Source organism: Proteus sp. GOKU (genome assembly GCF_015475555.1).
GTDB lineage: Bacteria > Pseudomonadota > Gammaproteobacteria > Enterobacterales > Enterobacteriaceae > Proteus > Proteus mirabilis_B.
On the sequence record NZ_CP034105.1, the window covers coordinates 2,618,988 to 2,635,998 of the forward strand.

The 17,011-nt window shown below is 38.3% G+C and carries 15 protein-coding genes; 7 read left to right on the plus strand and 8 right to left on the minus strand.

From position 1 onward, the window contains the following. Positions 1-4 precede the first annotated feature (4 nt). The 4 genes from nrdB to tyrP all read left to right on the plus strand — a co-directional run bounded on the left by nrdB (position 5) and on the right by tyrP (position 3,156). Complete coding sequence (gene nrdB / locus EHE21_RS12235) at positions 5-1,135, plus strand: class Ia ribonucleoside-diphosphate reductase subunit beta (RefSeq protein WP_075670676.1); 1,131 nt, start codon at positions 5-7, stop codon at positions 1,133-1,135. Between the two features lie 25 nt (positions 1,136-1,160). Continuing rightward, entirely contained in the window at positions 1,161-1,439 is a 279-nt protein-coding gene (gene yfaE / locus EHE21_RS12240) for a class I ribonucleotide reductase maintenance protein YfaE (RefSeq protein ID WP_075670674.1), read from the plus strand. Positions 1,440-1,529: 90 nt separating this feature from the next. Beyond that, entirely contained in the window at positions 1,530-1,763 is a 234-nt protein-coding gene (locus EHE21_RS12245; RefSeq protein WP_036935606.1) for a YgdI/YgdR family lipoprotein, read from the plus strand. Positions 1,764-1,944: 181 nt separating this feature from the next. Next, positions 1,945-3,156 carry a tyrosine transporter TyrP gene (gene tyrP, locus EHE21_RS12250; RefSeq protein ID WP_088495144.1) on the plus strand — a complete coding sequence of 404 codons (1,212 nt, stop codon included), beginning with the start codon at positions 1,945-1,947 and terminating at the stop codon, positions 3,154-3,156. A 105-nt stretch (positions 3,157-3,261) separates the two neighbouring features. Here the strand turns inward: tyrP and EHE21_RS12255 are convergent, their stop codons facing one another. After that, positions 3,262-3,804, minus strand: coding sequence for a YfaZ family outer membrane protein (locus tag EHE21_RS12255; RefSeq protein WP_088495143.1), 543 nt, complete (start codon positions 3,802-3,804; stop codon positions 3,262-3,264). 285 nt (positions 3,805-4,089) lie between these two features. Here EHE21_RS12255 and EHE21_RS12260 point away from each other — a divergent pair, with 285 nt between their 5' ends. Further along, positions 4,090-5,544: a catalase gene (locus EHE21_RS12260; protein ID WP_194950810.1), complete on the plus strand. Its 1,455-nt coding sequence runs from the start codon at positions 4,090-4,092 to the stop codon at positions 5,542-5,544. A gap of 70 nt (positions 5,545-5,614) precedes the next feature. Here EHE21_RS12260 and menE read toward each other — a convergent pair whose 3' ends face one another. From menE to EHE21_RS12290, 6 genes are all read right to left on the minus strand, one after another. After that, entirely contained in the window at positions 5,615-7,045 is a 1,431-nt protein-coding gene (gene menE, locus EHE21_RS12265; protein ID WP_194950811.1) for an o-succinylbenzoate--CoA ligase, read from the minus strand. Next, complete coding sequence (gene menC, locus EHE21_RS12270; protein WP_194950812.1) at positions 7,033-8,004, minus strand: o-succinylbenzoate synthase; 972 nt, start codon at positions 8,002-8,004, stop codon at positions 7,033-7,035. The genes menE and menC overlap by 13 nt, the downstream gene beginning before the upstream one ends. Continuing rightward, positions 8,004-8,861 carry a 1,4-dihydroxy-2-naphthoyl-CoA synthase gene (gene menB / locus EHE21_RS12275; RefSeq protein ID WP_075670662.1) on the minus strand — a complete coding sequence of 286 codons (858 nt, stop codon included), beginning with the start codon at positions 8,859-8,861 and terminating at the stop codon, positions 8,004-8,006. The genes menC and menB overlap by 1 nt, the downstream gene beginning before the upstream one ends. Positions 8,862-8,873: 12 nt before the next feature. Continuing rightward, entirely contained in the window at positions 8,874-9,641 is a 768-nt protein-coding gene (gene menH / locus EHE21_RS12280) for a 2-succinyl-6-hydroxy-2,4-cyclohexadiene-1-carboxylate synthase (protein WP_194950813.1), read from the minus strand. After that, entirely contained in the window at positions 9,616-11,310 is a 1,695-nt protein-coding gene (menD, locus tag EHE21_RS12285) for a 2-succinyl-5-enolpyruvyl-6-hydroxy-3-cyclohexene-1-carboxylic-acid synthase (protein WP_194950814.1), read from the minus strand. Before menD ends, menH begins: the two co-directional genes overlap by 26 nt. 351 nt (positions 11,311-11,661) lie before the next feature. After that, on the minus strand, positions 11,662-12,993 hold the full coding sequence (locus EHE21_RS12290) for an isochorismate synthase (protein WP_194950815.1): 1,332 nt from the start codon (positions 12,991-12,993) through the stop codon (positions 11,662-11,664). 208 nt (positions 12,994-13,201) lie between these two features. Here EHE21_RS12290 and EHE21_RS12295 point away from each other — a divergent pair, with 208 nt between their 5' ends. Together EHE21_RS12295 and EHE21_RS12300 are read left to right on the plus strand one after the other, a co-directional pair. Beyond that, positions 13,202-14,413, plus strand: a complete 1,212-nt coding sequence (locus tag EHE21_RS12295) for an alpha-xenorhabdolysin family binary toxin subunit A (protein WP_194950816.1) — start codon at positions 13,202-13,204, stop codon at positions 14,411-14,413. A 15-nt stretch (positions 14,414-14,428) separates the two neighbouring features. Further along, on the plus strand, positions 14,429-15,475 hold the full coding sequence (locus EHE21_RS12300; RefSeq protein ID WP_194950817.1) for an alpha-xenorhabdolysin family binary toxin subunit B: 1,047 nt from the start codon (positions 14,429-14,431) through the stop codon (positions 15,473-15,475). 60 nt (positions 15,476-15,535) lie between these two features. On the opposite strand, the gene nuoN is transcribed toward EHE21_RS12300, so the two are convergent. Continuing rightward, positions 15,536-17,005 (minus strand): NADH-quinone oxidoreductase subunit NuoN, encoded by a 1,470-nt coding sequence (nuoN, locus tag EHE21_RS12305; RefSeq protein WP_109401836.1) that lies wholly within the window; start codon positions 17,003-17,005, stop codon positions 15,536-15,538. Positions 17,006-17,011 lie beyond the last annotated feature (6 nt).

The window sequence follows — 17,011 nt, forward strand, 5'->3', positions numbered from 1 at the left end:
AGCTATGTCTTATACTACTTTTTCACAAGTTAAAAATGATCAACTTCAGGAGCCCATGTTTTTTGGGCAACCTGTTAACGTAGCGCGTTATGATCAGCAAAAATATCCTATTTTTGAAAAGCTAATTGAAAAACAACTCTCCTTCTTCTGGCGTCCAGAAGAAGTGGATGTTTCTCGTGACCGCATTGACTACAATGCTTTACCTGATCATGAAAAACATATTTTTATTAGTAATTTAAAATATCAAACACTGTTGGATTCGATTCAAGGAAGAAGCCCTAACGTGGCATTTTTACCTTTAATCTCGATCCCAGAGTTAGAGACATGGGTTGAAACATGGTCATTCTCTGAAACCATCCACTCTCGCTCTTATACTCATATTATTCGTAATATTGTTAACGATCCGTCAGTTGTGTTTGATGATATCGTTGAAAATGAAGAAATTTTAAAACGCGCGCGTGATATTTCTTCTTATTATGACGAGTTAATCAAACTAACAAATCTTTATCACATGTATGGCGAAGGCGACCATCAAGTTAAAGGTAAAACGGTTCATGTCACGTTACGCAAATTAAAGAAACAGCTTTATCTGTGCTTAATGAGCGTCAACGCACTAGAAGCAATCCGTTTCTATGTTAGCTTTGCCTGTTCATTTGCCTTTGCTGAACGTGAACTGATGGAAGGTAACGCGAAGATCATTCGACTAATTGCTCGTGACGAAGCGCTACACTTAACAGGTACACAGCACATGCTGAATTTACTGCGTTCAGGTCAAGATGATCCTGAAATGGCAGAAATCGCAGCAGAATGTGAGCAAGAGTGTTATGACCTGTTCGTTGAAGCCGCAGAGCAAGAAAAAGAGTGGGCTGAATACCTATTCTCTGAAGGCTCTATGATTGGTTTAAATAAAGATATCCTTTGCCAATATGTTGAATATATTACCAACATTCGCATGCAAGCAGTGGGTCTTAAATTACCATTTAAAGCGCGTTCTAACCCTATTCCATGGATCAATGCATGGTTAGTGTCTGACAACGTTCAAGTTGCGCCTCAAGAAGTTGAAGTCAGTTCTTACTTAGTGGGTCAAATCGATTCACAAGTTGATACTGATGATTTAAGTAACTTTGAACTGTAATACTGAGAAATAACACCGATACGTTATGGCATCTCATAAAGTGACCCTGCATCAGCAGGGTCTTTCAAAACCTTTAGAATTTCATACTGACACCCATCCTTCTTTGCTTGATGCATTAGAACATGGAAAAGTCCAAGTCGAATACCAATGTCGTGAAGGCTATTGTGGCTCTTGTCGTCTACGCCTAGTGAAAGGCAAAGTTTGTTATCGTAATGAACCTTTAGCGTTTATCCAACCCGATGAAATTTTACCTTGTAGCTGCCATCCCATCAGTGATATCGAAATAGAAATTTACTCTGAATAATTTGAATTATCTTAATTTGAGCTTTTTTCTAACACTCTTGTTCAACTTTGACTAAGGTTAAGTTAACACGATAAAAAAAGGAAAAGCATTATGAAATTAAAGTCTATTTTCTCAGTCATTGCTATTTCTACATCAATTCTGCTTGTTGCAGGCTGTTCAAGTCCACAAAAAATAGAAACAGTAAATGGGGAAACAATTTTAACGACAGATAAACCCCAAGAAGATGAAGCAACTGGGTTAATTACCTACAAAGATTCAGAAACCGGACAGATTAAACAGATTAATCGTGATCAAATAAGACGAATGGTAGAGCTTGACGATTAGCGCTCTTATAAGCCCTTCTCTTAAAGCGCCAATTCATATTTATGATTGGCGTTTTTTTATTCATAAAATCTTTTTTGTAAACTAATCATTACACTATACGTAATTAAAATTTGACAGAAATTTACCATTCTTATACTCTGCTTTTTAAGTAAATAAAATAGTCTAGTGAACAGAGGATCTTGTGAAGAATCGCACTATAGGCAGTGTTTTTATTGTTGCAGGAACAACAATTGGGGCAGGTATGCTGGCAATGCCACTAGCTGCTGTGGGTATCGGCTTTAGCACGATGATGCTATTGCTTGTTGGCTTATGGTTATTGATGAGCTATACCGCATTACTGCTGGTGGAAGTTTATCAATACAACGATCCTCATACAGGTCTTGGCTCTATCGCAAAACGCTATCTCGGTGTAGGTGGTCAAGTTATCACTGGGCTCGCACTGTTGCTGTTAATGTACGCGTTAACGACCGCTTATATTAGTGGTGCGGGTGAATTACTTTCAGCCACCCTTTCATCTTGGATTGGACATGAGCTTTCTGTCACACAAGGTATTATTATCTTTACAGTGATTGGCGGAGCTGTGGTAGGAATTGGTACAACATCGGTTGATATGATTAACCGTCTATTGTTTACCGCAAAAGTTTTCTTCCTCATATTTATGCTGATTGTGATGTTACCTCACGTTGAGTCAGTAAACTTAACCTCAATGCCTGTGGCATATGGGCTGATTCTTTCTGCTATTCCTGTTATTTTTACCTCATTTGGTTTCCACGGTAGTGTGCCAAGTATCGTAAGTTACATGAATGGTGATATTAAAAAGCTACGTATTATCTTTATTATTGGTAGTGCTATTCCGCTTGTTGCTTATATCTTATGGCAAATTGCCACATTAGGTGCTATCCCAACAAATACTTTTATGGGAATTATGGCGCAACAATCTGGGTTAAATGGCTTACTTACCGCTATTCGTGATGTTGTTGCTACACCTCGTGTGAATATTGCAGTTAACCTATTTGCGGCATTAGCTTTAGCGACTTCGTTCCTTGGTGTTGCATTAGGTCTATTTGATTATCTTGCGGATCTCTTTAAGCGCAGTAATCGTGCAACTGGGCGTGCGCAATCAAGCTTATTAACCTTTGTTCCACCTTTAGTTTGTGCGCTTTATTTCCCTAACTTTGTGCAAGCATTAGCTTATGCGGCTATCGCACTGTCAATTTTAGCATTGCTTCTACCTGCTTTATTAGTATGGAAAGTTAGACAAGAACAAAACGGTGCTGATAAATACAAAGTTAAAGGTGGTAAAGGCGCATTAGGTATTGTGTTTGTTTGCGGTCTGATAGTTATAGGTATTCAAATCGCTATTACTTTTGGTTTATTACCTCAAGTTGGCTAACTCCCTTTCTTATATCGCTTTCTTATATCGCTTTCTTATAGATAACAAAAAAGCAGGTGCTAATTTTAGACACCTGCTTTTTTTGATTCAGATATAGCGTCTAGGTTAGAAGCTTAAACCTGCACCCACATAGAAACCATCAGCTAATTTATTATTGCTTCTATTATGTGAGTTTTCGATTTCAATCACACGATAACCTGCATTAACATGCAATGGTTTAAATACCGTTAATTGAGCCCCTACATCAGCTTCATAATAAGATTTACTACCAGAGGTTAATCCTTCAGGAGATGCATAGGCTTCGCCATACACACTTAAAGAAGGCAGAACATTCCAGTTAAGGCCCACACCACCCGCTAAAGCAGCACCATCATCACCATTTTTGGGTGCTAAATAGAGAGCTTTACCACCAACACTTGCTGAAAAAGGTCCTAAAGGTAACGCAAATTTTGCACCTAAGCTTCCTACTTGGCCATCGTGATCACTACGAGCCCAGTTACCATTAAAAGAAAGACCCGCATTAGGATCACCTAAACCAGCGCGAACATCTGTATAATGTTCCCCTGCTTGAATATTCATTGATACTGCATTGGCATTTCCAGCCACAAACAGCGCACTTATCGCACCGACCAATAAATATTTTTTCATTTTTATTACTCCAGCAAATAATTGTCCTAACTTATAATTATACAACAAATTTATTAAACAACTTGGCTCAAAATTGAAAGATAATCTGTAGAATTTTCAATCTATGTAAATAAGTTACGGCTATCAATATTATTGGTCTAATTGGTTTTATTAATGAGTTCAATATTGCTAAAGTGGAATTACAGTCAATATTAACCATAATAAATATAAGGCTGTTCGCTTCGTTTTATTCACACATGCTATTTTTTTTAGATCGTTTACTATTTCATAAACTGGAGATATGTGATGGAAAAGAAAAAGCTAACAACGGCGTCAGGTGCACCTGTTGTAGACAATAATAACTCGATGACAGCAGGCCCTCGTGGTCCAATGTTACTTCAAGATGTCTGGTTTTTAGAAAAGCTAGCTCACTTTGATCGTGAGGTTATTCCAGAAAGACGTATGCACGCAAAAGGCTCTGGTGCTTTTGGTACATTTAAAGTCACTCACGATATTACGAAATATACTCGCGCTAAAATTTTCTCTAAAGTGGGTAAAAAAACAGAAATGTTTGCTCGCTTTTCAACCGTTGCGGGTGAAAGAGGTGCCGCAGACGCCGAACGCGATATTCGTGGCTTTGCGTTAAAATTTTATACTGAAGAAGGTAACTGGGATATGGTGGGTAATAACACCCCTGTTTTCTACCTTCGCGATGCTCTGAAGTTCCCAGACTTAAACCACGTTGTAAAACGTGACCCTAAAACTAACCTCCGTAATATGGCATACAAATGGGATTTCTTCTCTCATTTGCCAGAAGCACTGCACCAATTAACCATTGATATGAGTGACCGTGGTTTACCACAAAGCTATCGTTTTATTCACGGCTTTGGTAGCCATACTTATAGCTTTATTAATAAAGATAATGAGCGCTTTTGGGTTAAATTCCACTTCCGTTGCCAACAAGGCATTAAAAACCTGATGGATGACGAAGCACAAACTCTCGTAGGTCAAGACAGAGAAAGCTCACAACGTGATTTATTTGATGCTATTGAACGTGGTGATTTCCCTCGCTGGAATTTACAAATTCAAGTCATGCCAGAAAAAGAAGCGTCAAAAGTCCCTTATAATCCTTTCGATTTAACTAAAGTTTGGCCTCATGCTGATTATCCATTAATTGATGTGGGCTATTTCGAGCTAAACCGTAACCCTGAAAACTATTTCTCTGATGTAGAGCAAGCGGCATTTAGCCCTGCAAACATCGTTCCGGGTATTGGGTTCTCTCCAGATAAGATGTTACAAGGTCGCCTATTCTCTTATGGTGATGCTCACCGTTATCGTTTAGGTGTTAATCATCATCAAATCCCTGTGAATGCGCCACAATGCCCATTCCATAATTATCATCGTGATGGTGCAATGCGTGTTGATGGTAATAGTGGTAGCGGTATTACTTATGAGCCAAATAATGGTGGTATGTTCCAAGAACAGCCTAATTTTAAAGAGCCACCATTATCAATTGAAGGTGCGGCAGATCACTGGAATCATCGTGAAGATGAAGATTACTTCAGCCAACCTCGTGCGCTGTATGAATTACTGAGTGATGAAGAGCATCAACGTATGTTTGCTCGTATTGCAGGTGAATTAATACAGGCAAGTAAAGATACACAAAAACGTCAAATTGCCTTATTTAAGAAAGTTCACCCTGAATATGGTGCGGGCGTTGAAAAAGCAATAAAAGCGCTAGCAAAAAAAGACGCTAAGTAACTTATAATAAGAAGCCCTGTGAGCAACTCGGCAAAAATAATAAGGCGCCTTCGGGCGCCTTTCTTTAATATCACTTCAACAATTGCCCTTTCACCCATTGCTGTACTTGTTTACGGGAGATTTTAATTCCCCCATTTTTAAGACTTTCAGGAAGTTGAAGGCAAGCAACCGGTCTTTGAAATCCGGCTAATCGGGAGTGATACCATTGTGGTAATTGATTGATGGCTTCAATATCAGCATCAACAACTGCGACTGGGCGTTGCCCAAATTCAGCATCATCGATAGGGACAACAAAAGATTGGCTAACACTTGGATGTGTATTAATAATTTTTTCAATATCTTCTGGTTGGATCCCTTCGCCAGCACTGAAAAAAAGATTGTCCAAACGGCCTAAAACACACCACTCTTCGGCATTAAAACAGCCTTTATCTCGCGTTGAATACCAACCATCAGCCGTAAGCGATAGCGGTTTTAATTTACCATCAAACCAATATCCTAATGCGACGCTGTCAGACATTATCTGAAGCTCATCATCCACTAACCTAATATTTTTGCCTTTTAGTGGAAGCCCTACTCCTGCTTTACCATCCGCACGCTTGGCACAAACGGTCGATGCCATTTCTGTCATGCCGTAACCACACCAGCATTGAATTCCCCAATGTTCTGCTTCTTGTGTTAACTCAATAGGGATCATTGCTCCCCCTAATAAAACAGATTTTAGGGTAATAGGTTGTTGATTATTTTGCTGCGCTCTATTTTGTAAAAAACGCCATAATTGTGTGGGAACTAAAGAGGCATGGGTACAACCTTGCAAAGCATCTACAAATGGGTGCATTTCACGCACCACCAGCGTTGCTCCACGTAATAACCAGCGCCAAAGTATACCTTGTCCTGAAACATGAAATAGAGGCAAAGAAAGTAACCAACTATCTCCTTTTTCCAAAGGCATTAATGATAAAACACCCATTGCACTGCAAAGATGAGCATCAAAGGTGTGTACTGCGGCTTTAGGTAAACCTGATGAGCCTGATGTCAAAATAAGTGTTGCCATACGAGATGGCGTCCATTGGACATCATTTACTGTTTGAGTTTTATATTGACGTGACGTGTTATCTAGCTCAATACCACTAAGATCAAGCAATGTTGCATTTAAATCTAACGGCGTTTCACTCAAATCAGCATAAAAATCAATGCATAAGTGAGGCAATAATTCATCAAGTAAAGATTTTGGAAGCTGTGGATTTAAGGGTAAAACCTTTGCACCACATTGAAAAACAGCAAGCAGTGCAAAAACAAGATTGATGTGATTTTTTCCACGCAACAACACAGTGCTTTGTGTACCAACACCTTGTTTAGCAAAATTGCTAGCTAAGTGATTAATATGACAACTTAGTTGTTGCCATGTAATAGGTGAAACACCTGAAATGATGGCCGTTTCATTTGGGTATAATTGTGCCCAGTGATGCCACGGCCATTGCTTAAATGGAACTACTGTTGCCATACTGTCTCTAGCTGTTCAAGAGAGATAAGCGGAATATCCACATTTGGCCAAGGACGAATAAGTTGTTGTTTAATCAAATCAACCGTATCAAGCCCCGGAATGCTATTAGGCGTTAACCATTGTGCAATTCTGGCTAATTGAGTGAGTCCGAAACTACTTTCAATGCTTGAACTAATAATGGCATCTAACCCTAACGCATGTGCTTGTTTAACAAGCATTTGACAGCGCTCAAGACTTCCCACTAACGTAGGTTTAATAACAATCGTTGTCACACCAGGCTGTGGTTTTACTTCAAAACCATCATCACGCACCGTTTCATCCCAAGCGATATTAATACCGGTTGCTTGAGAAAAAGCCAGTGACTCTTCAGGTGTTTTGCAAGGCTCTTCTAAAAATGCAATACGGTCACGCCATTGCGGATTCACATACTTCGCAAAGCCTTCTGCTTTTGCTGGAGTCCAGCTTCGATTGGCATCAAGTCTTAGTTTTAAGTCAGGGATAGCTTCTAATAACAGGTTAACAACGATCCCATCACGCACTGCTTCATATAATCCAACCTTGATTTTAGCGACTTTTTCGCCTTCCATATCATTAAGGCTTAAAATCAAATCATCAGGATCGCCATTACATAAAGGTGCAGCACGATAATTCGCGGCTTGTGGCAATGTATCTTCAAGCTCTGCTAGTGCACAGCTAATACCAAAAGCCACACTTGGCAGTTCACTATGAACAGGGTTTTCACCCGCACACCAAGCTGTTAACCAAGATTGTGCGGCTTCTTGTGCTTGTTCTAAAGTTTCACGGCTAAACTCAGGAAGAGGTGAAATTTCACCCCATCCTTGTTTGCCATTTTGCTCTAAACAGACAAGAAAACCATCACGCGTTTTTAGCCTTTGATAGCGCAGAACAACGCCTGCATCTACAGGTAGGCTGAATGAATAGAGTTTGGCGTTTCGCATTATGGGTTACGTTTAAATCGAGTGAAATCAGGTTGACGTTTTTCATTAAAGGCGTTGCGACCTTCTTGACCTTCATCAGTCATATAGAACAGCATAGTTGCATTACCCGCTAATTCTTGAAGGCCTGCTTGACCATCACAGTCTGCATTTAATGCTGCTTTCAGGCAACGTAATGCCATTGGGCTGTTTTCCAGCATTTCACGACACCAGCGTACGGTTTCTTTTTCAAGATCTGCGTAAGGAACAACAGTGTTAACCAAGCCCATTTCTAATGCTTCTTTTGCATCATATTGACGGCATAAGAACCAGATTTCACGTGCTTTCTTTTGACCAACAATACGAGCCATATAAGAAGCGCCCCAGCCACCATCAAAAGAACCCACTTTAGGTCCTGTTTGACCAAAAATAGCGTTTTCAGCAGCGATAGTTAAGTCACACATCATATGAAGTACATGACCACCACCGATAGAATAACCGGCAACCATTGCTACAACAGGTTTCGGACAAGTACGGATTTGACGTTGGAAATCTAACACGTTCAGGTGATGAGTACCGCTATCATCGCGATATCCGCCGTAGTCGCCACGAATTTTTTGGTCACCACCTGCACAGAATGCTTTTTCACCAGCACCCGTTAAAATGATAGTACCAATTGTGTCATCATAACGTGCATCAGCTAATGCTTGGATCATCTCTTTCACTGTCAAAGGACGGAAAGCATTACGCACTTGCGGGCGGTTAATCGTAATTTTTGCAATGCCATCGACTGATTTATGATAGAGGATATCTTCAAAACCTTCAGAACAATCCTGCCATTCAATCGGTGCATATAATTTTTCTTCGCTCGGGTAAAGCATAATTAGGTTCCTTTAACCAAAGAGGGATAAAACATGATTTATCACCGCAGCATAAGCAACAGGCTGTGCCTGATGGGCATTATGACCAGCATGCGGGATAGTCGTTAATGGCAGCGAATATTGCTGCGCAATAGATTGAAACTTATTATCTTTTTCACCACAAAGCCAAATAAACGGCAAAGTGAGTTGCTGTAATTCTGTGACAAGCCAAGGCTGATGACCTAAAGAAAGTGTTTCTAAACTTTCTGCAATACAAAAACCCGCGTTACGGCGTCGTTTCTCAACGAGTAGCTGACGTTTCTCATCACTTAAATCGGCAAATACTGGTTGCTGATACCACTGCGTTAATACGTCACAGATAGGTTCATTACGAAAACGCTCGGCCCAGCGTTTATCATGTGCAATGCGACTTTGTCTTTCCGTTGCATCATATAAACCCGGATTTCCACCTTCTACAATCAATCCCATTAATCCCGTAGTATCACCAAAACATGCGTGATACATAGAAATTCTGCCACCTAACGAGTAACCAATTAACCAATAGTGGTCAATACCTTGCTCTTTAAGTGTGTCTGTTAGTAACGTACTAACTTCAACAAAATCTTTTGCGCTGATAGATGCAGAGCCACCATGACGAGGCAAATCAATCACAAGTGATGGATATTCATGGCAAGCCTGAATGACTGGCTCCCATTCACAACCTTCACCTAATAGCCCATGTAACCAAACTAACCAAGGCCCTTCATTATGGGTATTATATCGCTGACATGCTAAAGTCATGAGATGTTACCTGTTTTACCAGCTGATTTAATGTTTTTGCACCATCAGTATCATCAACAATTAATTCAATTAATGTCGTTGTTGGCGCCCCTGTCCAGCATGCCTGAACAGTCGTTAGCAGTGCATCCCAACTTGTTGGTGATACATAATGCAAGCCAAACATTGCGGCTGCATGTTTGAAATTTAATGAGTGAGGCATACAGTAAAAGCGTTCGCGCTCTGCCTCTGGCGTTGGTAGCATTGAGAATATTTGCCCGCCGTTATTATTCACTACGATAATAACATTAGGCGCATAAACTTGTTGATGCAACGCCAAACTATTTAAATCATACAGTGCAGATAAATCACCTAATATTGTTAATGTTGGCTTTCCTGTTGCTCGATGAACACCCGCAGATGTTGAAATTAAGCCATCAATACCACTCGCACCTCGATTGCTCATCACAGGATAACCTTGAGGCAATTGAGCAAATGCATCAATTAATCGCACTATCAGACTATTGCCAACAAATAGCTGTCCATCATTAGGAAGTAATTTATCTAATTGGTGCGCAACCTGTGCTTCACCGAAATAATCAGTTATTTCACTGACTTTCTGGTAGGTTTGTTTGGCTATATTAGCTAATGCATTTGTCCACAGTGAATTATCAATCGCAGGATGTGCCGTTAACCACTGCATAGGTGGTAATGTAAATTTCTCACCTTGATGATGACCAGGATCTAAGCGTCCCGGAATAGGATCAATAATCCAATACGTTTTTGGAGAACATCCTACTTGCCATTGTAATAAGCGTTTTCCTGTTAAACTTGAACCAAATTGAATAACGATTTCAGCCTTATTTAATTCTGATTTTATCTGTGGATTATTCAACCATAAATCGGCACAAGGTAACGGTTGCCCAGTTTGTGATAATACATCACTCAATAAAGGCCAACCTAATTGTGAAGCCCATTTTGCAACTTCAACACCCTCTTCTGGGCTAATACGCCCTGCAATAACCACACCTTTTTTCTGACGTAGTACATTCCACTGAGGATGCATAGTGACAGAGGTAAAAAGTGTTTCTTGTAGCCACGGTTTATCACTTTGCCACCAATTCCCTAATGCTTCAGTCCATGGTGTTGATGTTTCAACATCATCCCCATATAAAGGTTCTGCAAAAGGACAATTGACGTGTAATGCACCATGAACCAATGTATTCATTGCATTATCAAGGGTAGAAACTAACCAGCTTGCAGAAATATCTGCTGTTGGTCTTGGTAAAGAGAGTGTCTGTGAAGGATGCGTTGCAAAAATACCTTGCTGGCGGATAGCTTGGTTTGCACCACAATCGATTAATTCAGGCGGTCTATCTGCGGTTAAAAAGACAACACGTTCACCCGTTAATCCGGCTTCAATCAACGCTGGATATAAATTGGCAACGGCGGTTCCAGATGTCACGATAACAGCGACAGGCTCTTTGGTTGCTTTTGCGAGTCCCAAAGCTAAATGACCAAGACCGCGCTCATCAAAATGCGTATGGCAAACTAACTTTTGATTGGCAGCCGCCGCAAGTGTTAAAGGGGTCGAGCGAGATCCGGGGGCAATACAGATATGGCGTAAGCCATGACGAGTCAAAGTTTCGAGTATAACTTTAGCCCATTGGCGATTAAACGAACTATTAGACATTGATCATCCCAACAACGAAAACCTGCAATTGCTATTATAATATCTGTTCCTAAATACTTTTCCTTAGCCTAGTTCAATGAACAGAAGTTTTCGTTAAATAAATCGTTAAAGAAAACACTCAAAGAGTGCATTATTTAGGCTAATCATCCACTCTATTTTCAATGAGCTCTTTTTTATCGTTAAGAATAGGAATAAATAGCGCTAGTGCTCTAAAGGATAGCATCAATTAGTTAACAATTAGCAGTGGTTATTTGAAGAGTAGCACTAAATAACTGACTTTAAAAAACTACTCATCAAATTTTGATTATTACGCTGATGTTATTTATTCAAACTGAGATTATCTGTAAGAAATTAACTCTCTTTTTCCAGCAATGTGCGTAAACCTGCCGCTTTATTCTCGATTTCAGTCCACTCTTGCTGAGGATCTGAGCCTGCAACGACACCTGCACCAGCATATAAAGTTAAAGCATCATCATGCAACTCACCACAACGTAAACTAACCGCAAACTCTGCATGAGGAAGAGATATATATCCCGCAGAGCCCGCATACCAACGGCGCTCGAAAGGTTCATGCTTACGAATAAATGCACGCGCGACACTTCTTGGTAAGCCACATACGGCGGCTGTTGGCTGTAATCGTTTTAAGCAATCGATATCATCAGAATCAATTAATTTACCATGTATATAGCGACGAAGATGCTGCACTTTACGCAACCGGATAACATCTGCGGGTGACACATCGATACCGTCAACTCCACCTTGTAATCGTTGACAAATATCATCAACTACAACCAGATTTTCATGCTGATTCTTTTTATCATTCATCAGCCAATTTGCAAATTTAGTGGCTTGTTGTTCATTATCAGAACTCGCTACTGTACCCGCTAACGCTTCGGTATAAAGCATCAACTCATCACGCTTATATAATCTTTCTGGTGTCGCTCCCATAAATGCATCTGAAGGTGAAAATGCCAGCATATAGTGATAGCAATGATGATTAACATCACGGCTCGCCTTCATAAATTGGATCGCTTTCAGTGGGTTATCCAGCGTTAAGCATGTCGCTCTTGCAGGGACAACTTTTTCAAATAAACCTTGGCTAATTTCATCTAAGGCAATATTGAGATAGTGAGTCCACTGCTCTTGCGTTAAAGAGTGATTAACATGAGTAACAGAAACAGAAAGCGGTTCAATTTCTACGGCTTGATTTAATGTTTGCAGAAAATCTAATGTTTTTTGCTTATCACCTTCATCCAACATATTTAGATGAACAGAAAGCTGTTGCTGGTGGCGTCTAATCTCAATGCGAGGCAAAAAAAGATAGGCATCATCGCCTTTTATTTTATCAATGCGACCTGGAATAATGGTATCCCACGCATTTAAGCCCCAAATACGCACATCGTCACTGTTTGTATCACAATGATGTAAACCTAAGAATCGGCAAGCATCTTCAATATGATTAAAACAACGTAATTGCCCGCAAGCGGCGACTTCTTCATGCTCATCGCGATGTTGCCAATAAAATTGGGGATAATACGACTGTGCAGCAAGCCATGAGAGCAATGAAAATGAAACCTCTGATGGCAAGGTGACTTTCAAATGTAAAAGATTACCTTGTGCTGTCAGATTTATATTTTTAACTTTTTCGTACAGTGTCGAAAACACAGGATTAACCTTTTCCACTCCAAATACCCACAACTAATTAAAAGGGAGATTATACGTCTCTATACAAATTATCAAAGGGTTGATTAATTATAACCTTTGTCATTTATCAAAGTTTTGTATTTTTCATGTTACAAAGTAGATGCATTAATCTAAAAACTTAAATCGTGAACCAATCATTTAAGGCTGAACTGTATAGACGAAAAACATTATACATAAGAGGGGTTATATGGATACAACCATCTTTGAACAAGTAGATAAATTTATCGAAGCGCCCGATGTTCCTAAAGTTGCACTCGGTTTAATATTAGGAATAGATATCGAAAATGGTCGATTACCGGGTATTGTGACTTCTCCTGATTTAATTAAGATAAAAACTTATATTAATAAAGCACTTTTACTTCCTTACAAATTAGATGATGTAATAGATTTTATTGGTTACAACCAAATAAGCATACAACAACTTTCACCCGAAAATATTTTATCTCTTTTTATCAAAATGCGAGAGCATGCACTCGAATGGAATAAGATAGAATATTCAATAAAACAGCAAGCCATTGATTTGGAAATTATTGGTAGAGAAATTACTTCTACAGGTGAAAATATTATTTCCTTTATTAATCAAATGCCGTTACTTACTAAAATATCAACAACCATGCATGATCTTTCTGAGCAAGAGTTAATCAACATCAAATATACTTCTCAAGATAAACAAGTTTCTATTCAACTTATTCATATATTGGAAAGTATGAAAGAAGATATTGAAATTGAGCGAGAAAAAACACTTAAACTCAAAGAGAGTTTATCCACATTCAGAAGTAAAATCATGGGAGGAAAAGATAGTCAAAATATTGCTCATCACTCTATCTATCACGAAATTATTAATAAAAAAAGACTCATAAATGAATTTTATAATAAAAATAATGTGTTATTAAGTGACGAACGTGATTTACTGATTGAAGATATATCAATACTCAGAGAAGAATATAAAAATTATGTTGCGCTTGCTTTTACAGGACTTGCTGCAGGCATTATCGGCGTTATTATTACAGGTGGAATTTTTGGTGCGAAAGCTGAAAATATTCGTAAAAAAAGAAATCAATTGATCGATAAAGTAAAAAAACTTAATAAAGAGATAGATATTTATACCAATCTATCACTACATTTAAATTCACTTTATATTGAGCTGGAAGAAATAGAACAGCTTATTGAAGATACAAATATGGCACTAGAGCATATTGAGTATGTTTGGCAAGCCATATTAACAGAGATAGAAGCATCAATTAATAATTTCAATAAAATAAACAATGCATTAGAGCTTATTAAATTTAGTATTTATTTAGAAAAAATCATCTCACCTTGGTATATGGTCATTGGTTATTCAAAAGAGATCTTATTCTCTTTCGATAGTGCTCTCTCTTCTTTTTACTCCTCAAATTAACAAAAGGAAATTGTTATGAATAATAATGAAACTCTCATCATTTCAGAAATATCTTTTGAACATAATAAACTCTTTCATGCATATAGAAACATTCTTCATTTAAGTAATAATAAATGTTATATGAATAATGATTTTGACAATGAGCTAACCTTATTTTTAGAGAAAAATAATAAAAATATTGAGAGTATTATTTATTTTTCTCTAGTATTAAAAAGTCGATTAAGACAAAAATTACTCAATGATATATTTAAAACCATTAATGAAATTGATGAAGAGATAAAAAAAGAAACTCTTGATGTAGAGTTAAAATTAAAACTGGAAGTAGAAAAAAAAGAGATCATAGATATATATCTAAACGAGATAAACGAAACAAGCACTCTAATTAGTGAACATAATTTATTTCTATCAACTGAAATAAAGCAACTTAAAAAGCAGTTTATCACTCATAAGGTCACTCCCTTTATTATTGATAAAAAGAATTTAATTAATGAATTAACAAAAAGCATTTCAACTTTAGAGATAGATTCAGAAAAAACAAAACAAGACCTGAATATTATTCGAGAGAGTGAAGATATCTTAAATAAAAGACATTTTTTCGATCTTTTCAAAGGTTCTATTCCGTCAAAATCAGAAATTGAAGGACTTAACATTGAACCTAAAGAGAAAAACCTGCTATCTTCATTGATAGAAATACTTAATAATTTATTTTCAACTTTAAGTCATGGTTTTTCTTATACTAAAATCGTTGAAACGCGTCACCAGTTAACGGCAAATTACCTAGAACAAATTAAACAACTCAACCAATTAAGAAACAAAAAACAAAATGCCCTATTTGTTCTAAAACATTACTATAAACTAATTGATATCGACTATTACCTAAGAGTGTTTATTGAACAACTAGAACAATTAAATAAATATTGGAATAATATTAATTTACAGTTTTACGAGTTAAAAAATAATATTTTATTAACAGAAGATATTATTATTCCTCTATTTTTATTCTTAGATGATTTTTCTTTATATTACGATACGTCAGAAAAGCTAAACAGCAATACACCCTAACTAAAAAAACGGCTCTGTATTACAGAGCCGTTTTATTATCTTATTATCTTATAATGTCGATTAATTTACTGCTGGAGCAATAATCGCAAAATTAGTTAATTCAATAAGTGGTTGTGGCCACACACCTAATGCGATAACAACAATTGCACAGATTAGCGCAACAAATGTCGCCATATTTTGTGATGTTGTTGAAATTGCAGGAGTGTTGTCATTGTCTGGTTTGCGTAAAAAGACAATAGCCGCAGCACGTAGATAGTAGAATAAGCCAATCGCACTACCTAACACAACCATGCCAGTTAACCACCACAAGCTTGAGCTGATACCTGCAATGATGACATACAGTTTACCAATAAAGCCTAATGTAATTGGTACACCTGCCAGTGATAACATCATCAGTGACATCACCACAGCAACCACAGGACGACGCCAGAATAATCCTCGGTAATCTTCCAGTGAATCCATTTCGCTTTCACGATAAGGACTAGAAGCAACTGCAATAGCACCAAACGCCCCTAAGCTTGCAAACAAGTAACCCGCTAAATAAATTTCAGCTGTTTCTTGTGCTAATACAGGGCTGTATTGCAATACAATTAATGCCACTAGCAGATAACCAAGGTGCGATACTGAAGAGTAACCCAGTAAGCGCTTCACGCTCTTTTGCGTTAATGCCATGATGTTACCAAACAAGATAGAGGCAATTGCCATGAAACCTAAGATCATTCGTAAGGTTTCACTATCTGCTGCGGGTGCTTCAAGGAATAAACGCATAACAACAGCAAAAATACCAATCTTACTTGCTGTCGCTAAGAATGCGCCTGTTGGTGCTGGCGCGCCTTGGTAAACATCGGGTGTCCACAGTTGGAATGGGAATAAAGATAATTTAAATCCAATCCCCACTAACATCATACCTAAACCTGCAAGTACTAATGGTTTATGGATATTGCTATCACTTAAACTTTGTCCCATTGCGGTAAAGGAGAGGTTTCCTGCTTCTGCATAGAGAAGTGCCATACCAAACAGTAAGAAAGAAGATGCTGCTGCCGAAAGCAGCATATATTTAATACCTGCTTCCAGTGATGGGCGTTGTTGGAATGCATAACCGATAAGACCAAACAGTGGCAATGTCAGTAATTCAATACCAATAAACATTGATGCGAAGTGGTGAGCGGAAGAGAGTAAGATCCCCCCAATAACCGCAATCGCAATCAGCAAATAAAACTCTTCTTTGTTATCTTGATAGCCTTCTAACCAAGGATAAGCAAAAGCAATAGTTCCAATACCAGAAAGGATCACTAGCGCGGTAAAGAAGCTAGAGTATCCATCAACATGGTAAAGCGTGGTAACGTCCACTACGCCTAATGCATTAACGTAATAGAGTGATCCCAGCGCAATGATGAAACCTGTTGCTGTCAAAGTGGCAATAGTAAAATGATCGCGTCGCCACGCAATGGACAGCATCACAACCACCACCGTCAATCCGACGATCAATAGCGGTAGCATTGCGATCAATTGTTCAGGAGTTATTGTCATGGCGAA

Excerpts from the sequence above, each read along its gene's own strand:
- nrdB (WP_075670676.1), top strand. The coding sequence starts at position 5 with ATGTCTTATACTACTTTTTCACAAGTTAAAAATGATCAACTTCAGGAG.
- yfaE (WP_075670674.1), top strand. The coding sequence starts at position 1,161 with ATGGCATCTCATAAAGTGACCCTGCATCAGCAGGGTCTTTCAAAACCT.
- EHE21_RS12245 (WP_036935606.1), top strand. The coding sequence starts at position 1,530 with ATGAAATTAAAGTCTATTTTCTCAGTCATTGCTATTTCTACATCAATT.
- EHE21_RS12255 (WP_088495143.1), bottom strand. The coding sequence starts at position 3,804 with ATGAAAAAATATTTATTGGTCGGTGCGATAAGTGCGCTGTTTGTGGCT.
- EHE21_RS12260 (WP_194950810.1), top strand. The coding sequence starts at position 4,090 with ATGGAAAAGAAAAAGCTAACAACGGCGTCAGGTGCACCTGTTGTAGAC.
- menE (WP_194950811.1), bottom strand. The coding sequence starts at position 7,045 with ATGGCAACAGTAGTTCCATTTAAGCAATGGCCGTGGCATCACTGGGCA.
- menC (WP_194950812.1), bottom strand. The coding sequence starts at position 8,004 with ATGCGAAACGCCAAACTCTATTCATTCAGCCTACCTGTAGATGCAGGC.
- menB (WP_075670662.1), bottom strand. The coding sequence starts at position 8,861 with ATGCTTTACCCGAGCGAAGAAAAATTATATGCACCGATTGAATGGCAG.
- menH (WP_194950813.1), bottom strand. The coding sequence starts at position 9,641 with ATGACTTTAGCATGTCAGCGATATAATACCCATAATGAAGGGCCTTGG.
- menD (WP_194950814.1), bottom strand. The coding sequence starts at position 11,310 with ATGTCTAATAGTTCGTTTAATCGCCAATGGGCTAAAGTTATACTCGAA.
- EHE21_RS12295 (WP_194950816.1), top strand. The coding sequence starts at position 13,202 with ATGGATACAACCATCTTTGAACAAGTAGATAAATTTATCGAAGCGCCC.
- EHE21_RS12300 (WP_194950817.1), top strand. The coding sequence starts at position 14,429 with ATGAATAATAATGAAACTCTCATCATTTCAGAAATATCTTTTGAACAT.
- nuoN (WP_109401836.1), bottom strand. The coding sequence starts at position 17,005 with ATGACAATAACTCCTGAACAATTGATCGCAATGCTACCGCTATTGATC.